This is a genomic window from Xanthomonas euroxanthea (assembly GCF_903989455.1).
In the GTDB taxonomy this organism is placed as follows: domain Bacteria; phylum Pseudomonadota; class Gammaproteobacteria; order Xanthomonadales; family Xanthomonadaceae; genus Xanthomonas; species Xanthomonas euroxanthea.
Window position 1 is genome coordinate 909,102 of record NZ_LR861803.1, and the last position, 19,445, is coordinate 928,546.

The 19,445-nt window shown below is 66.8% G+C and carries 15 protein-coding genes; 11 read left to right on the plus strand and 4 right to left on the minus strand.

Going from position 1 to position 19,445, the window contains the following annotated elements; all coding sequences use genetic code 11:
- Window positions 1-66: 66 nt before the first annotated feature.
- The gene (locus tag H7A86_RS03740; protein ID WP_104586009.1) at window positions 67-1,431 is read left to right on the plus strand and encodes a glutamate--cysteine ligase; all 1,365 of its coding nucleotides are present in this window, start codon (window positions 67-69) and stop codon (window positions 1,429-1,431) included.
- Window positions 1,432-1,558: 127 nt separating this feature from the next.
- On the opposite strand, the gene H7A86_RS03745 is transcribed toward H7A86_RS03740, so the two are convergent.
- Together H7A86_RS03745 and H7A86_RS03750 are read right to left on the minus strand one after the other, a co-directional pair.
- The gene (locus H7A86_RS03745; protein WP_119130711.1) at window positions 1,559-3,082 is read right to left on the minus strand and encodes an ATP-binding protein; all 1,524 of its coding nucleotides are present in this window, start codon (window positions 3,080-3,082) and stop codon (window positions 1,559-1,561) included.
- Window positions 3,079-3,798, minus strand: a complete 720-nt coding sequence (locus H7A86_RS03750) for a response regulator (RefSeq protein WP_104649706.1) — start codon at window positions 3,796-3,798, stop codon at window positions 3,079-3,081. The genes H7A86_RS03745 and H7A86_RS03750 overlap by 4 nt, the downstream gene beginning before the upstream one ends.
- Window positions 3,799-3,935: 137 nt before the next feature.
- Between H7A86_RS03750 and H7A86_RS03755 the strand changes: the two genes are divergently transcribed.
- The 7 genes from H7A86_RS03755 to fghA all read left to right on the plus strand — a co-directional run bounded on the left by H7A86_RS03755 (window position 3,936) and on the right by fghA (window position 12,764).
- Window positions 3,936-5,036, plus strand: coding sequence for a glycosyltransferase (locus H7A86_RS03755; RefSeq protein WP_119130712.1), 1,101 nt, complete (start codon window positions 3,936-3,938; stop codon window positions 5,034-5,036).
- A 234-nt stretch (window positions 5,037-5,270) separates the two neighbouring features.
- Window positions 5,271-5,570, plus strand: a complete 300-nt coding sequence (locus H7A86_RS03760; RefSeq protein WP_119130713.1) for a hypothetical protein — start codon at window positions 5,271-5,273, stop codon at window positions 5,568-5,570.
- Between the two features lie 364 nt (window positions 5,571-5,934).
- Window positions 5,935-9,504 carry a PAS domain-containing sensor histidine kinase gene (locus tag H7A86_RS03765; RefSeq protein WP_232099238.1) on the plus strand — a complete coding sequence of 1,190 codons (3,570 nt, stop codon included), beginning with the start codon at window positions 5,935-5,937 and terminating at the stop codon, window positions 9,502-9,504.
- A 278-nt stretch (window positions 9,505-9,782) separates the two neighbouring features.
- Window positions 9,783-10,058, plus strand: coding sequence for a formaldehyde-responsive transcriptional repressor FrmR (gene frmR / locus H7A86_RS03770; RefSeq protein WP_016902624.1), 276 nt, complete (start codon window positions 9,783-9,785; stop codon window positions 10,056-10,058).
- Window positions 10,059-10,121: 63 nt separating this feature from the next.
- On the plus strand, window positions 10,122-11,231 hold the full coding sequence (locus H7A86_RS03775) for an S-(hydroxymethyl)glutathione dehydrogenase/class III alcohol dehydrogenase (RefSeq protein WP_104585998.1): 1,110 nt from the start codon (window positions 10,122-10,124) through the stop codon (window positions 11,229-11,231).
- Between the two features lie 68 nt (window positions 11,232-11,299).
- Window positions 11,300-11,875 (plus strand): S-(hydroxymethyl)glutathione synthase, encoded by a 576-nt coding sequence (gfa, locus tag H7A86_RS03780; protein WP_104586020.1) that lies wholly within the window; start codon window positions 11,300-11,302, stop codon window positions 11,873-11,875.
- Window positions 11,876-11,933: 58 nt separating this feature from the next.
- The gene (gene fghA / locus H7A86_RS03785; protein ID WP_119130715.1) at window positions 11,934-12,764 is read left to right on the plus strand and encodes an S-formylglutathione hydrolase; all 831 of its coding nucleotides are present in this window, start codon (window positions 11,934-11,936) and stop codon (window positions 12,762-12,764) included.
- Between the two features lie 577 nt (window positions 12,765-13,341).
- On the opposite strand, the gene H7A86_RS03790 is transcribed toward fghA, so the two are convergent.
- On the minus strand, window positions 13,342-14,751 hold the full coding sequence (locus H7A86_RS03790) for an aminotransferase-like domain-containing protein (RefSeq protein WP_104586018.1): 1,410 nt from the start codon (window positions 14,749-14,751) through the stop codon (window positions 13,342-13,344).
- Window positions 14,752-15,123: 372 nt separating this feature from the next.
- Here H7A86_RS03790 and H7A86_RS03795 point away from each other — a divergent pair, with 372 nt between their 5' ends.
- On the plus strand, window positions 15,124-16,050 hold the full coding sequence (locus H7A86_RS03795) for a DMT family transporter (RefSeq protein ID WP_119130717.1): 927 nt from the start codon (window positions 15,124-15,126) through the stop codon (window positions 16,048-16,050).
- Window positions 16,051-16,089: 39 nt separating this feature from the next.
- On the opposite strand, the gene H7A86_RS03800 is transcribed toward H7A86_RS03795, so the two are convergent.
- Window positions 16,090-16,428 carry a hypothetical protein gene (locus H7A86_RS03800; protein WP_166762394.1) on the minus strand — a complete coding sequence of 113 codons (339 nt, stop codon included), beginning with the start codon at window positions 16,426-16,428 and terminating at the stop codon, window positions 16,090-16,092.
- A gap of 1,094 nt (window positions 16,429-17,522) precedes the next feature.
- On the opposite strand from H7A86_RS03800, the gene H7A86_RS03805 reads away from it, so the two are divergent.
- The gene (locus H7A86_RS03805; RefSeq protein ID WP_006452907.1) at window positions 17,523-17,615 is read left to right on the plus strand and encodes a potassium-transporting ATPase subunit F; all 93 of its coding nucleotides are present in this window, start codon (window positions 17,523-17,525) and stop codon (window positions 17,613-17,615) included.
- A 15-nt stretch (window positions 17,616-17,630) separates the two neighbouring features.
- Complete coding sequence (gene kdpA / locus H7A86_RS03810) at window positions 17,631-19,445, plus strand: potassium-transporting ATPase subunit KdpA (RefSeq protein WP_119130719.1); 1,815 nt, start codon at window positions 17,631-17,633, stop codon at window positions 19,443-19,445.

A 19,445-nucleotide genomic window follows, 5' to 3' on the forward strand; every position in this document is an offset into this window, starting at 1 on the left:
CGGGCCTTGCGGTGGCAGGGGAAGATCCCCACATCGTTCCCCTAAATTTTTCCTGCGAGCCTGCCCTTGTCGAGTCCCAGCCACGTTGCCGAAACGCCGATCACCGAACGCGCGGAACTGGTCCAGGTGCTGGCCTCCGGCGAGAAGCCCAGTGCTGACTGGCGGATCGGCACCGAGCACGAAAAGTTCGGCTTCCAGCTCGACGACCTGCGCGCGCCCACGTTCGAAGGCGCGCGCGGCATCCAGGCGCTGCTGACCGGCCTGACCCGCTTCGGCTGGGAGCCGGTGCAGGAAAACGGCCACACCATCGCGCTGCTGCGCGACGGCGCCTCGGTGACGCTGGAGCCGGCCGGCCAGCTGGAGCTCTCCGGCGCAGCGGTGGAAACCCTGCATCACACCTGCGTGGAAACCGGCACCCATCTGGACGAAGTGGCCCAGGTGGCCGGCGAGTTGCAGCTGGGGTTCCTGGGCATGGGTTTCCAGCCGAAGTGGCGCCGCGACCAAATGCCGTGGATGCCCAAGGGCCGCTACCAGATCATGAAGAACTACATGCCCAAGGTCGGCTCGCTCGGCCTGGACATGATGACCCGCACCTGCACCGTGCAGGTCAACCTGGATTACGCCACCGAAGCGGACATGGTGAAGAAGTTCCGCGTGTCGCTGGCGCTGCAACCGATCGCCACCGCGTTGTTCGCCGATTCGCCGTTCACCGAAGGCAAGCCGAACGGCTACCTGAGCTACCGCTCGCACATCTGGACAGACACCGATGCCGATCGCACCGGCATGCTGGATTTCGTGTTCGAAGACGGCTTCGGCTACGAGCGCTACGTCGATTACCTGCTCGATGTGCCGATGTATTTCTCCTACCGCGACGGCGTCTACGTCGATGCCAGCGGGCAGAGCTTCCGCGATTTCATGCAGGGCCGGTTGCCGGCACTGCCGGGCGCGTTGCCGACGCTGCGCGATTGGTCCGATCACATGACCACCGCGTTCCCGGAAGTGCGTCTGAAGAAGTACCTGGAAATGCGCGGCGCCGACGCCGGCCCGTGGGATCGGCTGTGTGCGCTGTCGGCATTCTGGGTCGGCTTGCTGTACGACGACACCGCGCTGGATGCGGCCTGGGATCTGGTCAAGGATTTCAGCACCGCCGAGCGTCACGCGCTGCGCGACGGGGTGCCCAGGCAGGCACTCGGCCTGCCGTTCCGCAACGGCACGCTGCGCGAGCTGGCGGTGGAAGCGGTCAAGATCGCCCGCGAGGGCCTGCGCCGGCGTGCGCGGCTGAATGCCGATGGCCAGGACGAGACCGGCTTTGTAGACGTAATCGCCGAGATCGCCGAGAGCGGTGTGACCGCCGCCGAGCGCAAGCTGGCGCTGTATCACGGCGCATGGAACGGCGACATCGATCGGGTGTTCCGCGAGTTCGCGTACTGAGTGCTTGCGGAGTGCCGCAGCCGTAGCGCCTCGCCGGGCTGTCGCGCGGCGCGTTGCTGGCAGGCATGGACCCGGGCGCGGCGGTACCGCCGAGCGCGCGTGCGCAAGACCGCATTCCCGCCCGGCTTTAGCGCCGCTCCGGCATGCACGGCAGGCGCACCGTCACGCGTAGGCCGCCACCTGCTGCACGGTTGTCCAGGCGCAGGTCGCCGCCATGCGCCAGCACGATGCTGTGCGCCACCGACAAGCCCAGCCCGATGCCGCCGGTGTCGCGATTGCGCGAGGACTCGCCGCGCACGAAGGGCAGCAGCAACTGGTCGCGCTGGGTCGGGTCGATGCCGGGGCCGTCGTCGTCGATCCACAGCACGCCGTCCTCGCCATCGCGCTGCAGCTGCAGGCGCGCGCGCTTGCCGTACTTCAGCGCGTTCTCCAGCAGATTCATCACCGCCCGACGCAATGCCAGCGGGTCGCCATCCAGGGTGATTTCCGGGCCGGGCAGCAGTTCGGCATCGGCGCCGATGTCGGTGGCATTGTCGACCACGCTTTCCACCAGCAGGCGCAGATCCAGCGGCGCGCGCTTGCCGCGGTGGCGATCGTTCTGGATGAAATCCAGCGCGGCGGAAATCATCGCCTTCATCTCGTCGATGTCGGCCAGCGCCTTGTCGCGCAACGGTGGCTGCAGGCCGTCCAGGCGGAACGACAGGCGTGCCAGCGGCGTGCGCAGGTCGTGCGCGATCGCCGCCACCATGTGGGTGCGCTCGTTGATCAGGCGATTCAGGCGTGCCTGCATTGCATTGAACGAGTCGGCCGCGCGCACGATCTCCGGCGGGCCGCTGCGTTGCAGTGCGGCCGCATCCGGATTGCGGCCCAGCCGGTCGGCGGCCTCGGCAAAGCGCTTGATCGGCGCTGACAGCGCACGCGAGAACCACCACGCCAGCGGCACGTTGGCCAGCAGGCCGGCCAGGAACAGCAGCACCACGTGGGTCTTGAACTCGGCCGACAGCTGCCGTGGCGGCGATTCGACCGTGCGCCAGCGGCCATCGGGCTGCTGCAGCGCGGCGGTGAAGCCATCCAGCAACGGCACGCCCGGGGTCAGCCGCTCGCTTTCCCAGGCGGCAGGGGGAGCGTCCGGACCCAGCCCGTTGCCGACCGGCGGGGTGCCGGGGGCACGATCGCCCGGCCAGGCGCCTGGCGCTGGCGGCGATCGCTGCGCGGCATCGCGGCGATTGCCGGCGGGGCTGGCATCGCCGCCAGCGGCCCGGGGGCGCTGCGGCTGGTCGGGCATGCGCGGCGGCCGCGCCATGCCGAGCTGCGGGCCCTGGCGATCGTCGGCGCTGCGGTAGAAGCGCACGCGCTGTTCGGGGACATCCAGCCAATGGGCCAGCAGCATTTCCGCAAACCCATCGCGCACATGGCCTGCCGGCGGCAGCGGGGCCTGGGCCGATTCGCGCACCGTCAGGGTCTGGGTGCCGGCCGGCATGCGGGTGGACAGCAGCGCCACCACCTCCGGCGGATGCACCGGCGGCTCGTAGACCGGGGTGCGCATCACCAGCAGCGCGATGCCGACCGCCTGGGCGGTGAGCAGCGCCACTGCCAGCAACACGAAGGTCCGGGCAAAGATCGACAGCCCGCGACGTGCCGGTTTGCTCACAGACGCGAAACGCCCGGCAGCAGCATGTAGCCCTCGTTGCGCACGGTGCGGATCAACTCGGTATGCACGCGCTCGTTGATCTTGCGGCGCAGGCGGCTGATCTGGCTGTCGATGGCGCGGTCGTAGACGTCGGTGTCCCGGCCACGGGCGTAGTCCAGCAACTGGTCGCGGCTCAGCACCCGCTGCGGATGCTCGACGAAGGTGCGCAGCAGCGCGAACTCGCCATCAGACAGATTGATGAAGATGCCGGTGGGGTCGCGCAGGTCGCGGCGGACCACGTCCAGCCGCCAGCCGGCAAACTCGTAGACGTTGCCGCGCTGGTCGGCCTGCTCGCTACTGGCCTGGCTGCGGCGCAGCAGGGCGCGCACCCGCGCCAGCAACTCGCGCGGATTGCAGGGTTTGGCCAGGTAATCGTCGGCACCCACTTCCAGACCGATGATGCGGTCGGTGTCGTTGCCCAGCGCGCTGAGCATGATGACCGCAGGTGAACCGCGCTCGCTGGCCAGCGCCCGCGCCGCGCTCAGGCCGTCTTCTCCCGGCATCATCACGTCGAGTACGATGAGGTCCGGGCGGCGCTGCGCGATGCGCTTGCGCATCTCCGCCACGTTTTCGGCAACCTCGACCTGGTAGCCGTGGGCGCTGAGGAACTCGCCGATCAGCTTGCGCAGGTCCGGGTCGTCGTCGACCACGAGAACGCAGGGTTGTTGCATGTCCATGGAGGTCATCGTCGGTGGCGCGGAGCTTGGCCCGCGCAGGGTGGTGGCTACCGGATACATGGTGCTCGCAGTTGCAAGGCTGGAGCACGCATCATAATGATTGAATTTGTCAACCTTTGGCACACGCGTGACGCACCATGACAGAACGGAATATCGTGCAGGAAACCGGGCAAACGACACTGCGCCGCTGCAATGGCGAGTGTACGCATGACAAGGCGTTTCCGATGATGCGGGTGATCAGCCGCGACAACGGCGTGGGCCTGACCCGGGACATGGTGCTGATGGCGCAGACGCTGCGGGCCGGCGGCATCCCGGTGCAGGAAGTGGGCTTCACCAGTCAGCGGCTGCAGGACACCGCGCGCGAAGCCCGTCTGTGGGCCAGTCGCGCGCTGTTCGGGCGGGTGCCTGTGCAGATCTTTTCCGAGCGTGTGTATGCGCGCTGCCTGCCGCTGGGCCAGACCAACCTGCTGGTGCCCAATCCGGAATGGTTGCTGCCCAAGTGGCTGCCACGGCTGCCGCAGTTCGACGCGGTGCTGTGCAAGACCCATCACGCGGAACGGATTTTTCGCAGCCTGGGCTGCACCACGCGCTTCATCGGCTTCACCAGCCCGGATCGCCACGATGCGCAGGTCCCGCGTCAGCGTGCGTTCTTCCACCTGGCCGGGCGCAGCACCGCCAAGGGCACGCAGGTGCTGCTGGAGACCTGGCAACGGCATCCGGAGTGGCCGCTGCTGACGGTGGTGCAGAGCCCGCGTACCGCCGGCAAGCCGGTGGTGGCGCCGAACATCGACCACCGCGTCCGCTATCTCGACGATGCCGAACTGCGGCGGCTGCAGAACGCGCATCTGTTCCATCTGTGTCCGTCCGAGGCCGAAGGCTTCGGGCATTACCTGATGGAAGCGCTGAGCGTGGGTGCGGTGACCCTGGCCACCGACGGTGAGCCGATGAACGAACTGGTCAGGCCCGAGCACGGCGTGCTGATCCCGGTGGCCGAGGTGCGCCAGCGGCGTCTGGCGTCGTACTACTACGTGGATGCGGCGGGCATCGCGCAGGCGGTGGAAACCGCGCTGGCGTTGCCGCAGGCGCAGCTGGATCGGTTGTCGGCCAATGCGCGCGCGTTCTACCAGGCCAACAATGCCGCATTCGCAGCGCGCTTTCGCACTGCGGTGCTGGCCTCGTTGCCCGCAGATGTGGCGGACGTCAGCGCGGGCGTGGCCCCGGCAATCGTCGAAAACTGACACGTTCGCCCGGCCTGGCCTTCAGCACGGTCCGGGCATATCGCCTGCAGCGCCCGGTGCCCGCGTGGTTGCAGGCCTTGTGCGCTGCGTGGCGGCGTACGCCAGCGGGCGGCGCGCAGCGGCAAATGCACGACATGGCGCGATGCGACGCTCTCCCTGACCAAGCGGGGACGTCCCGCAGTGCCATGTGCGTGCAGGACGCGCATGTGCGCCATCCAGCCAGGGAGATCGACGATGGTCCAGACACGCACCACAGCCGCCATCACCGCACTGCTGGCAGTGCTCGGCCTGGGCGGCTGCGCCAGTGTCTGCGGCGCGCCTGCCGGCGGGCCACCGCCGCCGCCTGCGCCGCCACAGGCACGTCGTGGCCCGCCACTCCATGATTCCGACTTCGACGCCGCGTTGCAGGCCTGTGCCACCGTGCAAGGCATCGCATGGGCTGCGCCTGACGCATCGTCCCTCGGCCCGCCATCGCCAGCGCTGCTGCAATGCCTGCAGGCCCAGGGTTTCGGGCCGCCGCCCCGGCATGGCTGATCCTGCTGGTCTTGGAGATCACGTCCACCGTCGCTGCCAGCTACCCGCGGCGATGCTGCAGCTGGTGAACTCCGCACGTGCGACAGTCGCCCTGCTCGCTGTAATGCGCAACCCGAGCGAAGCGGACGCTTGCCGCGCTTGGCGATCTCTGCACCGGAGGTCCGGCAGCCGGCAGGCCGAATTAAACGATTCCCCTCGGCTTCGCTTCAGCCGTCTTGTCCGCACGCGCGGCACCGGCAACAACCCGCTGTGTCGAGCACGCTACTGACAAGCCCTTCGCCATCGAGTGCGCACTGTGGGGGCTCACCCGGTACGAATGATCGATCGCGATGGGCGCAGGCCAGGGCCGGACACGATGAGTGCCATGCCCGACAACACCAGGCAGGACAACGCGGCACTGCAGGACGAACTCGCCGGCATGCGTCGCCTGCATGCCTTGCAGGTCAGCCTGGCGGCACAGGCCGACGCCCGTATCGCGCTGCAGGACATCACCGCGCTTGCCTGCGCCTTCGCGCGTACCGACTGCGGCTGCGTGCAACTGGTCAGCGCACACAGCAGCGAGATGGAGTTGCGCGTCTATCGCGGACATGACGAACGCAGCGCCTTCGTCCAGCAATTCCTGAAAGACGGTTTCCAGGCCACCTGCGACACCGTGCGGCGCGAACGCCGGCAGTTGGTGATCGAGGACATCGAAACCTTCACCCCGTTGAAGGGAACGCCCGATTACGAGGCAGCGCTGTGCAGCGGCATCCGTGCTGCCCAGTTCACCCCGTTGTTCAATCGTGCCGGTGGCCTGCTGGGATTGCTCGGAACCCAGTTCACCGTGCCGTATCGGCCCGCGGAACACGAACTCAGATTGCTCGAACTGCTCGCATGGACGGCCGCCGACTACATCGAGCGCTATCGGGCCGAGCTGGCATTGCGTACCAGCGAGTCGCGGCTGGCCGCGCTGTCGGCGGCAAGTTCCGAGGTGTATTACCGCATGAGTGCGGACTGGGACGAGATGCACCAGCTGACCGCCGGCACGCGCGCCGCCGTTGCGCCGGCGACCAGCCGTTCGTGGATCATGGATTACATTCCCGCAGAGGATCAGGCGCTGGTGCGCAGCAGGATCGATGCAGGAATCCGCTCGCGCAGCGCGATCGTGTTCGAGCACCGGGTACGACGCGCCGATGGCAGCATTGCGTGGATGGCGACCAAGGCGGTCCCGGCACTGGATGCGGAGGGACGCATCACCGAGTGGTTCGGTGCCGGAACCGACGTCACGGCGCGCAAGCAGGCCGAGGAATGCCTGCGCGATAGCGAGGCGCGGCTGACGTACGTACTCGACCAGGTCCCCATCGGGATCGGCCTGTTCGATCTGCAAGGTCGCTTCACCTACCGGAATCCACAACTGCGGGACCAGCTGGCTGCGCGGGTCCCCTCGTGCGCGCCGCCGCTGGAGCAGCCGCGCGCCGGTGTCGATCAGCAAGGGCAGGCGGTTGCGATCCAGGACTTTCCCTGCGCCCGCGCGCTGCGTGGCGAAGACACGATCGCGCCGGTGGACTTTCTCGACCCCCATGACGCTGCACAGCGCTGGTTGCGGATTACCGCAGTGGCGCTGCGCGAAGCCGGCCGCGTCACCGGGGGCGTTGCAGTGTTGCAGGATGTCACTGCGCAACGCCGGGTGCAGATGGAGGTGGGTGCGCTTGCCGAGCGCAATCGCGACATTCTCGAAAGTATTTCCGACGCGTTCTACGGCGTCGATGCGGACGGGCGCTTCACCTACATCAACCAGAAGGCCGAGTTGCTGTGGGGGCGCGCGCGCGATCAATTGCTCGGGACCTTGCTGTGGGAACAATTCCCCGACTCGATCGGGTCGCTGCCGTATCAGGCCTATGTGCAGGCGTCGCAGACCCGCCAGGTGGTCAGGCTGGAAACCGTGTCGCCGGCATTGGGGTACTGGGTGGATGTCAGCATCTACCCCACCAACGATGGCGGAATGTCGGTCTACTTTCGCGACATCTCCGACAAGCGCCGGGCCGACGAGCGGCTGCGTGCCAGCGAAGAACGCTTCCGCACCGCGTTGACGATCGAAACCGTCGGCGCGACGTATTTCGACATGGGTGGTCGCCTCACCGATGCCAACGACACGTTCTTGAAGATGAGCGGCTACAGCCGTGCCGACGTGGAAGCGGGCACGCTTTCCTGGCAGGCGCTGACGCCACCCGAATTCAGGGGCGTGTGCGAGCAGGCCTTCGAGGAGCTCAAGAGCAAGGGAAGTGCCACGCCTTACGAGCGCCAATATCTGTGCAAGGACGGAACCCGGCGCTGGGCCCTGTTTGCGTCCAAGTGCCTGCCGGATGGCACAGGCTTCGAGTTTGTACTCGACATCACCGACCGCAAGCTCACCGAGGCGGCGCTACGCGAGGTGCAGGACCGCAATGCCTTCCTGCTGAAACTCTCCGACGCCTTGCGGCCGCTGCCCGATCCGGCCGCCATCCAGGCCGAGGCCGCGCGCGTGCTCGGCGAGCATTTGAACGCCGGCCGCGCCTACTACGTGGACGTGGATGCCAGGGCGCACCAGTACGTGGTTGAACGCGACTGGCATCAACCCGATGAAACCAGTCATGCGCATCGCTTCGCGTCGACGGACTGGCCGATGCCCTGGCTGCTCGACGCGCAGACATGGGTGGTGCGCGATGCCGTCGCTGACCCTGCATTGCCCGACGATCGGCGCCCGGCCGATGCGGGCCACGAGATCGGCGCGCTGATCGTGGTGCCGCTGATCAAGTGCGGGCAGCTGGTGGCCACCTTCGTGGTCAATCAACGGACCGCGCGTAACTGGAGTGCGGCCGAGATCCGCCTGGCGGAGGAGACCGCCGAGCGCACCTGGGCGGCGCTGGAGCGCGCGCGCGCGCAGGCCGCGCTGCTCGAAAGCGAAGAGCGCTACCGGGTGATCGTGGAGAGCGCGCTCGACTACGCAATCTTTACCACCGATACGCGCGGACATATCCAGACCTGGCCGCCGGGTGCCGAAGCGGTCTTCGGCTGGACCGCCGAGGAGGCGATCGGCCAGCACATCGCAATGACCTTCGTGGCCGAGGACCGTCTCACCGGCGTGCCGCAGCGCGAGATCGAGCAGGCGCATTACACCGGCGGCGCGCCGAATGTTCGCTGGCATCAACGCAAGGATGGCCGGCGCGTGTTCATCGAAGGCGCGACGCGGCCGCTGCGCGACGGCCGCGCCGAGCCGCTGGGCTATCTCAAGATCGGCCAGGACGTGACCCGGCGACGGCAGTGGGAAGATCGCCAGCAGGTGCTGCTGGCCGAGCTGCAGCACCGCACCCGCAATCTGATGGGGGTGGTGCGCGTGGTCTTCAATCGCACGCAACGCAGCAGCACGACCATCGCCGAGCTGACACTGATCTATAACGACCGCCTGGACGCCCTGGCGCGTGTGCAGGGGCTGCTGTCGCGCCTGAACGAAGGCGATCGCATCCTGTTCGATGAATTGATCCGGGCCGAGCTGTCGGCGATGGGCGCGATCGATGCCCACGGCCATGGCGACCGCGTCACCCTGGACGGCCCGGACGGCGTGCGTCTGCGCTCCAGCACCGTGCAGACCTTCGCACTTGCCCTGCACGAGCTGGCCACCAACGCCACCAAATACGGCGCGCTTGCACAGGCCGGCGGACAGTTGCAGGTGCGTTGGCGCTTGCTGCGTCCGGCCCAGGGCACCCGCCTGCGCATCGAGTGGAGCGAGACCGGCGTGCACATGCCGGCGCCTGGCGAGGCGCCGCAAGGGTCCGGCTACGGCCGTGAGTTGATCGAACGTGCGCTGCCGTACCAATTGCAGGCCGAGACCACCTACGTGATGGGGCCGGACGGGGTGCGCTGCACCATCGAACTCCCGGTGTCGGAGAGCATGCGCCTGGACAGCGACGAGGGCTGACACTGCGTGCTGCGCCTGCACATGCCTGCCAGTGCCGTGCTGCAGTGCGACGACAGCGGCTGCCGGCGCGCGGAATCCACAGCACCCCGATACAACGCGTCGATCACCTGCATGCGCCTGGATGGACGTGCAGCGCCATGGCTGACGCGAAAAGTGTCGCAGCGGACGACCGGCCCCGGCTGCGGCCGCCCGGGCCTTGTTTGAGCAGGCGTGTTCGCAGGCGTGGCTTTTCTCGAGCAGATCCATATACTACCCCCCAGTATTTGACCGGGGGCGCCATGCCGCATTCGCCACAGGAGAAAAAGCGGGCGCTTGCGCGCGTGCGACGCCTGCGCGGGCAATGCGACGCGCTTGAGCGCGCGCTGGAGGCGGGCGCAGACTGTGCGCCTGTCCTGCAGCAGATCGCCGCGATCCGGGGGGCCGTCAATGGACTGATGTCGCAGGTGCTCGAAGCGCATATCCGCGAAGACTTCGGCCACGCCGCCGCTTCCGATGCGCAGCGTGCCGAGCGGGTGCAGGAATTGCTCGGGCTGGTCCGGTCCTACCTCAAATGAACTCCCACCGGGCCGGCGCATGCCGTGCCCGTCCTTGAATCTCATCGTCAGGAGCGCCATCACATGAAATCCCGTGCAGCAGTTGCATTCGGACCCGGCAAGCCGCTGGAAATCGTCGAGATCGACGTCGCACCGCCGAAGGCCGGCGAAGTGCTGGTCCGCATCACCCACACCGGTGTGTGCCACACCGATGCATTCACCCTGTCTGGCGACGACCCGGAAGGCATCTTCCCGTCCGTGCTGGGCCACGAAGGCGGCGGCATTGTCGAGCAAGTGGGCGAGGGCGTGACCAGCGTCAAGGTGGGCGATCACGTGATCCCGCTGTACACGGCCGAATGCCGCAAGTGCAAGTTCTGCCTGTCCGGCAAGACCAACCTCTGCCAAGCGGTGCGCGCCACCCAGGGCAAGGGGCTGATGCCCGACGGCACCACGCGCTTCTCCTACAACGGCGAGCCGATCTACCACTACATGGGCTGCAGCACCTTCAGCGAGTACACCGTGGTGCCGGAGATTTCGCTGGCCGTGGTGAACCCGGACGCGCCGCTGGAAAAGGTCTGCCTGCTCGGTTGCGGCGTCACCACGGGCATCGGTGCGGTGCACAACACCGCCAAGGTCAAGCCGGGCGAAAGCGTGGCGGTGTTCGGCCTGGGCGGCATCGGTCTGGCGGTGATCCAGGGCGCGGTGCAGGCCAAGGCCGGGCGCATCCTGGCCATCGACACCAACCCGGGCAAGTTCGACCTGGCGCGCAGCATGGGCGCCACCGACTGCATCAACCCCAAGGACTACGACAAGCCGATCCAGGAGGTCATCGTCGAGTTGACCGATGGCGGCGTGGACTTCAGCTTCGAGTGCATCGGCAACGTCAATGTGATGCGGTCGGCGCTGGAGTGCTGCCACAAGGGCTGGGGCGAGAGCGTCATCATCGGCGTGGCCGGTGCAGGCCAGGAAATCAGCACCCGTCCGTTCCAGCTGGTGACCGGCCGCGTGTGGCGCGGCTCGGCCTTCGGCGGTGTCAAGGGACGGACCCAGTTGCCGGGCATGGTGGAGCAGTCGATGACGGGCGAGATCGATCTCGACCCGTTCATCACCCACACCATGCCGCTGGAAGAGATCAACGAGGCCTTCCACCTGATGCACGAAGGCAAGTCGATCCGCACCGTGATTCATTTCTGACCGTACGGCCAGAATCGGCGCGCGGCCGCTTCCGCGCACGTGGTACCCGATACTCCGGGAGGGGCATGATGACCAGCGTCTCGATTCATCCTTCGGTAGACAGTGGTGTAGCGCGTGGAGGTGCGGAAAGTTTTCAGGGCGGAACCCTTGCGTGCCACTGCGCCAGCGACAAGGTGACCGTGGACGTGGCTGCGCAGACCGCGCACAACCACGCCTGCGGCTGCAGTAAATGCTGGAAGCCGGAAGGCGCGACATTTTCGGTGATTGCAGTGGTGCCGCGCGACAAGGTCACGGTGACCGCGCATGCGGAAAAGCTCAAGGTCGTCGACGAAACTGCGGCGATCCAGCGGCATGCATGCACCGGCTGCGGTGTGCACATGTTCGGTCGCATCGAAGACAAGGAACACGCGTTTTACGGTCTGGACTTCATCCATACCGAGTTGTCGCAGCAGTCGGGCTGGTCGCCGCCGGGCTTTGCGGCGTTCGTTTCCTCCATCATCGAAACCGGCACGCCGCCGGCTGCCATGGACGGCGTGCGCGCGCGTCTCAACGAGCTCGGGCTGACCCCGTACGACTGCCTGTCGCCGGGATTGATGGATGCACTGGCTGCCAACGTGGCACGCAAGAAGGGCCTGCTGCACTGATCGCCCAACCCCGCGGCCGGCACGCACGCCGGCCGCAGGTTCTTATCGAAGGAATCTCATGGAACGTATCGAACACCATGCCTGCTTCGGCGGCTGGCAAGATGTCTATCGGCATCAATCGCAGAGCTTGAACTGCAGCATGCAGGTGGGCATCTATCTGCCGCCGCAGGCCGCCGATGGCCCGCTACCGGTGCTGTACTGGCTCAGCGGCCTGACCTGCACCGAACAGAACTTCATCAGCAAGGCCGGCGCGCAGCGCTACGCGGCCGAGCATGGCGTGATCCTGGTCGCCCCCGACACCAGCCCGCGTGGCGACGATGTGGCCGACGCGGACGGCTACGATATCGGCAAGGGCGCCGGCTTCTACGTCGATGCCACCGAGCAACCGTGGGCGGCGCATTACCGCATGTACGACTATGTGGTGAACGAATTGCCGGCATTGATCGAAGCGCACGTTGCCACCACCGGTGCACGCGCGATCAGCGGCCACTCGATGGGCGGCCATGGCGCCCTGACCATCGCATTGAAGAATCCGGGCCGCTATCGCAGCGTGTCGGCGTTCTCGCCGATCGTCGCGCCCAGCCTGGTGCCATGGGGCGAGAAAGCGTTTGGCCAGTATCTGGGGCCGGACCGCGCAGCGTGGAAGGCGTACGACGCCACTGCGTTGATCGCACAGGCACAGGAGCGCCTGCCGCTGTTGATCGACCAGGGCGATGGCGATGAATTTCTCGAGAACCAGCTGAAAACATCACTGTTCGAAGAGGCCGCCACCGCGGCCGGCTACCCGGTCACGGTGCGGCTGCAGCCCGGTTACGACCACAGCTATTACTTCATCGCCAGCTTTATCGGCGAGCACATCGCACACCATGCCGCGGCGTTGCGTGGTTGATCGTTTTGGGCAAGCGGGTGGTGCTGCGTGCCATGAGACGGCGCATGGCGGTGGTGCGCATCGCGTTGCGTTGCCGCGCTGCCGTATTGCGCGCGCCGTGGCATGAGTAAGGTGTCGAGCTGAACTCCCTTCTCCCCCGAGAGAAGGAGCCCCGCAGGGGCGGATGAGGGGAGGGCCGAAGCCCGGCGGAGGAGATGCCAGCTGGTAAAACGGCTGACGTGCGGCCTGGCTCCCTTCTCCCATCGGGAGAAGGTGCCCCGCAGGGGCGGATGAGGGTATGGGCTCACTGGCGGATGAGGGACGGGCGACGCCCGGTGGAGCGGGTAGCTGGCCTTGTAGGGCAGCCGATCTGCGCGTGGCTGCGGGGCCCTTGCCCGCCCACCCTCGCAGGACACGCCGCAAGTACGTCCATGTAGGCTCTTACGCGGCATCCATGCCGCGTAAGGTCCCGCGACGGTGGACGGGCAAGGACCAGTCAGGATGGTCGCTGTGCATGGTGCAAGCAGGGCATGACGGCGTTGCCTGGATGACCGCGCGTCCAGCCGGCACGCAAGTTGATGCGAACCACCAGGAACGGCTAACGCGCCACCTGCGCCGCAAGCTTGCCCAGCCGCCGCATCGCGCGCTCCAGCGTATCGCTCCACGGCTGGCCACAGGTCAGGCGCAGGTGATCTGCGTAGTCGCCACGGCTGGAGTACAGATGGCCGGGCGAGGTGCCGATGCGTTCTGCCAGCGCGGCTTCGAACAGGGCCTGGCCGCTGCCGGCGTCGGGCAATTGCAGCCATAGCGATAACCCGCCGGCCGGGTCGCCCACGCGTGTGTCCTGCGGCCAATGCCGCACGATCGCATCGCGCAGCCGCTGCCCGTTGTCGGCCAGGGTGCGGCGCAGCTTGCGCAGGTGCCGTTCCAGATCGTGTTGCGCCAGATAATCGGCCAGTGCCAGTTGCGGCAGGCTGGCGCTGCCGACAGTGGAAAAATACTTGGCGCGCACCAGCGCGTCGGTCCAGTCGCCACCGAGCAACCAGCCCACACGCAAGCCGGGCGACAGCACCTTGGAGAACGAGCCGCAGGTGATCACGTTGGCATGGGTGTCGAAGTGGCGCAGCGGGCGCGGGCGCTGCCCCGACCAATCCAGTTCGCCATAGATGTCGTCTTCGATCACCACCGTGCCATGGCGGGCGCAGCTGTCGAGCAACGCGCGCTTGGCGCTGTCGGGAGTGAGGCTGCCGTTCGGATTGTTGAAGTTGGGGATCAGCACTGCCGCACGCACCGGGGTGCGCTGCAGCAGCGCATCCACACGTGCGACATCGATACCGTGACCGGGGCGATTGGGTACCTCCAGCACCTTGAGGCGCAGCGCAGCCACCGCCTGCAGGATGCCGTGATAGGTGGGTGTTTCGACCAGCACCACATCGCCTGGCGCGGTGAGCGTGCGCAGCGCCAGGCTGATCGCTTCCATCGCGCCGGCGGTGATCACCACTTCGTCGGCATCGACGGTGGTTGCGCAATGTGCATACCGCTGTGCGATCTGGCGGCGCAGTGCGGCGTGGCCCTGCGGCGGTGCGTAATCCAACGCAGCCGTGCGCTGGCGACGCAACTGCCGCGCCAGGGCTGCGGCCAGGTGCGCGGTGGGCAACAGCGCAGGCGCGGGCGTGGCAGTGTGCAGCGGCACCAGGTCGGTACGCGCCAGGGTCTCGAGCACGCGCTGCAAGGCCGGGTTGTCGACCATGCCCGGTTTGCGCCGACGCGGGAGGAGCGCTGCGGCCGGCAAGGCAGACGCCGTGCTGCGCACGAAGTAGCCCGAGCGCGGGCGCGCCTGCACGCGCCCTTCGCGTTCGAGTTGCAGGCAGGCCTGCACGGCGGTGGCGGTGCTGATGCCGTGGTTGGCAGCCAGTTGCCGGATCGAGGGCAGGCGCTCGCCGGCACGCAGGGTGCCACCTTCGATCTGCTGCCGCAGCTGCGTGGCCAGCGATTCATACAGCAGCATCTGCGGGCGCCTTCCATCTGTATTGGTCGATTTGCAGCGTATCTGAATCTGTCATGGTCGTGTGGCACGTTGCAGACTGGGCGTGCCCGGTGAGTACGCCGTGTATGTCTTCTCGTCCGTGAGGTTGGCCGTGCTGCTTGCTGCGTTTGCTGTTGCCCGCTATTTCCGCCCTTCCGATGGCGTTGGCGAAGGTCCGCTCACCCAATCGATCGATGCTGCGCATGCACCACGCTGGGCACAGCGGCTGGTCAGCACGTGGCTCACTGCGCTGCAGGGCCTTGCGCGGAGCGGCCAACTGCAGTGCCGGGTCGAACCGCGGCACGTCAACGTGCGCGGCAGTGCCATCCAATATCTGCAGGGAACCATTGCGCCATGAGCACGCCCGTGCCTGTGCAAGCGGTATCGGCCGGCGCTGGGCGACGTGCGATCTGGCAATTGCTGGTTGCCGAAGTGTTGATCGGATCGGTCGGCGTATTCGTGCACGAAAGCGGGCAGAATCCGGTGACGGCGGTGTTCTATCGCTGCCTGTTCGGCGCGCTGTTTCTCAGCGTGTGCGGGGTGATCGGTGGACAGCTGCGAGGACTATGGCGCGAGCGTGCGCTGTTGCGTGATGCCACCATCAGTGGCGTACTGCTGGTGTTGAACTGGGTGGCATTGTTCGCGGGGATGGCGCGCTCGTCGATCGGCGTGGCGACCATGGTCTACCACGTGTTCCCGTTCGTGATGCTGCTCCTGGCCGCATTGTTGCAGGGCGAGCGCACGCGGCGTGCCGATCTGGGCTGGACGCTGCTGGCATTCGTCGGCGTGGCCTGCTCGGCAGATCCGGCACGCTTGTGGCAGGCGGCCGATCGTGGCTACCTGATCGGCATTGCGCTCACGCTGTTGGCAGCGTTGCTGTGCGGTGCCTCGTTGCTGATGTCGCGTCGCATCAGCCGTGAGCGGCCGCTGGCGGTGGTGACCGTGCAGTGCTGGGTCGGCACGTTCCTGCTGGCCGGGTTTTCCAGCGGCGCGGCATTGCATCCGGGCCTGCATTGGCTGTGGCTGGTTGGCCTGGGCGTGATCCACAGCGGCATCGTCTATGTGCTGTTCTATTCGTCCTATCGCCATCTGCATGTGGCCACGATCGCGGTGCTGGCGTTCGTGTATCCGCTGGTGACGCTATTGCTGGACTATCTGCTCTACGGCCACGCATTGGTGCCGGTGCAGTGGTTGGGCCTGGCGCTGATCGTGGTCGGCACGCTGGCGGTGAATCTGAAATGGCGCTGGCCGCGGCGGGTGGCACACAGTACACCGACCTGAGGATGTTGCCGCCGCGCTGTACGCACGGCGGCAATACAGTCAACGCACGTCGCGCAGTTCCCAGTGGTGCCCGGCCAGGGCCTGCATGCGCTGCTTGAGCAGGTCGCCGGGGATGCTGGTGGTGGCAACCAAGTCGATCCGCAGGTCGCCCTGCTTGCCGGTCACTGTCGCCGAGGTATCGGTGACGCCCAGGCTGGGGTCCACCGCATCCGGGTCGGCCTGCAGCAGGCGCCAGCGATCGAACCAGGCCGGATCACGCAAGGCGGCCTGCAACTGTTCGGCAAAGGCCTCGGCACCATGGGCGGTGAAGCTCACGCTGGCATCGCCGCCACGGGCGAGCTTGGGGTCGGGCAGGCTGATCGAGTAGCTGACAGGCATGTGCAAGGACTCTGATGGATGACGCCGGCACGTTAGTGCAGCGGCAGTGAGCGTTCCGTCGACAGGCCGCATATGTGGGAGTCTTCAACTGCGGAGTTGCTGCCTGTTCCGCGAGTGGTAGGGCGCCGCGCCCCCTCGACGCTGTGAGTTTGCTGCAGGGCCCTTGCCCGCCCACCATCGCAGGACACGCCGCAAGTACGTCCATGTAGGCTCTTACGCGGCATCCATGCCGCGTAAGGTCCCGCGACGGTGGGCGGGCAAGGACCAGTCCAGATAGTCGGTGTGCATGGCTAAGAGCAGTGCTGGATGCGCCTTGTTCCACCATGAAGCATCGGCTCCGGGTCTGATGCACACCGCACGACAGACAGCTTTTCAGATGAGCGCCGAGCAACTGTCTGGTGCGGTGTCCTTGCCGCGCCCTTGACGCTGCGAGCTTGCTGCAGGGACCTTGCTGCAGGGACCTTGCCCGCCCACCATCGCAGGACACGCCGCAAGTACGTCCATGTAGGCTCTTACGCGGCATCCATGCCGCGTAAGGTCCCGCGACGGTGGGCGGGCAAGGACCAAGCGAGATGGTCGGTGTGCATGGCAAGAGCAGTGCTGGGTGTGCCTTGCTCGATCATGAAGCATCGGCTCCGGGTCTGATGCACACCGCATGACAGACAGCTTTTCAGATGAGCGCCGCGCCCTCGACCGGCAGAGCGTTGCTACAGCTTCATAACGCCCTGACTCAAAAGCTGGTCGTCCTGAGCTGGCGCCGGAGGGTGTGGACGAACTAGAAGTCGTGGTTGCCTGGAACGGCTGCATGGTCGGGATACCCGACTGCACACCGTCGCTGCGCAGCATTTATGCGGAATTTACGCGAGGGCTGTCGCAGGTCCATAGCGACTTTACGTAGCCGGGGAAGACACTGCGCAGGTTGGCGGAGCGGTTCCGCCCTGGACGATTCCGATGCATCCCTTGACCTGTCTGCTCCATCGCCGCTGCGCGTGCGGTGCGGCAGCGCTTTGCCTCGTTGGCCCGCAGATGCTGCATGCGCCGCCGCACACCGTCTCCATCGCGCCGCGTTGCGCGCGTCTCGGGGAGTAGCCGACATGCCTGCCTGGTTGTCCCTGCTGTGCGGCGTGGCCGTGCTCGTTGCCGCTGCGTACCTGTTGTACGTGGTCCTGCGCCCCGAAGACTTCTGATGCGAGTGCGCTCCAATGATTGAAACTCTCCTTGTCTATGCGCTGGCCATCGTGCTGGCCTGGCCGCTTGGCCGCTATCTGGCGGCGGTGATGCGCGGCGCCCCGATGCGTGGCGATGCGCTGTTCGGCTGGATCGAACGGCCGCTGTATGCACTGCTCGGCACCCGCCCGCAGCAGGGCATGTCGTGGCGCGGCTATGCGGTGGCGTTTTTGCTCAGCAACCTGGTGGTTGGCCTGCTCACCTGGGCAGTGTTCATGACCCAGGCGTGGCTGCCGTTCAACCCGGACGCCGTCCCGAACATGCGCTGGGATACCGCGCTGCACACCATGGTGTCGTTCGTCACCAACACCAACCAGCAGCATTACTCGGGCCAGGCGCAGTTGTCGTATCTGGCGCAGATGACCGGCATCGTCGGCCTGCAGGTGGTGACGCCGATGATGGGCCTGGCATTGGCGGTGGCGACCTTGCGTGCTTTGTTCGGTGGGCGAGTTGCCGCAACGGTGTCCGATGCCACGCTGCTGCCTCATGCGGCGGCGGGCGCCAAGTCACTGACGGCTGGGCCGGACGAGCCGGAAATGGGCATGCCGCGCCAGGGACGGCAGCCGTCGGGTTCCGGCGTGGAGGACCTGCCGGACGCGGATGTCGGCAATTACTGGGCCGATGTGATCCGCGCCAGCGTGCGCGTCCTGCTGCCGTTGTGCCTGCTGTGGACGGTGCTGCTTGGCTGGCAGGGCGTGCCCTCCACGTTGCAGGGTGCGGCCACTGCCGTACCGCTGGACAGCAGTGCCGGCATGCCCAAGCAGACCATACCGGTCGGGCCGGTTGCGGCGATGGTCGCGGTCAAGCAGCTCGGCACCAATGGCGGCGGCTGGTACGGCCCCAACAGTTCGGTGGCGCTGGAAAATCCCACGCCGCTGAGCAATCTGCTGGAGACGCTGGCGCTGGTGCTGTTGCCGATGAGCGTGGTGTTCATGGTCGGCTACCTGACCGGGCGCAAACGTCTCACCGCCCTGGTATTGGGCACCATGCTGACGATGTCGGCCGCGTCCACCGCGCTGTTGCTGTGGTCCGAAGCGCATTCGGCCAGCGCCAGCTCGCCTGCCCTGATGGAAGGCAAGGAGGTGCGCATCGGCGCGGATGCGTCCGCGTTATGGGCGGCGTTGACCACGCAGACCTCCAACGGCTCGGTCAACGCGATGCACGATTCGCTGGCGCCGTTGAGCGGCCTGGTCACGCTGGTGGACATGCTGATCAACGCGATCTGGGGCGGCGTCGGCTGCGGTCTGCAGCAGTTCGTGGTGTATCTGCTGCTGAGCGTGTTTCTGGCCGGGTTGATGACCGGGCGCACGCCGGAGTTGTTCGGCCGCAAGATCGAAGCGCGCGAGGTGCAGTTGCTTGCGCTGCTGATCCTGCTGCAGCCGTTGGTGGTGCTGGGCTTCACCGCGGTGGCGCTGGCGGTGCCTGCATGGACGGCCAATTCCAACCCCGGCTTCCACGCGATCAGCCAGGTGTTCTACGAGTACACCTCGGCCTTTGCCAACAATGGCTCCGGTTTCGAGGGGCTGGGTGATGCCACGTACTGGTGGAACCTGAGTTGCTCGGTGGTGTTGGCACTGGGGCGCTATCCGGCGTTGATCCTGCCGCTGATGGTGGCCGCGCGCATGGCCGTGAAGCGGCGTGCGCCCGAGTCGGCCGGCAGCCTGCAGGTCGAAACACCGACCTTCGCGCTGACCCTGATGGCGATCGTGCTGGTGCTCACCGTGCTGCAGTTCATGCCCGCGCTGGTGCTGGGTCCTATCGCTGAACACCTCGCCCTGGCGGCGTCCTGA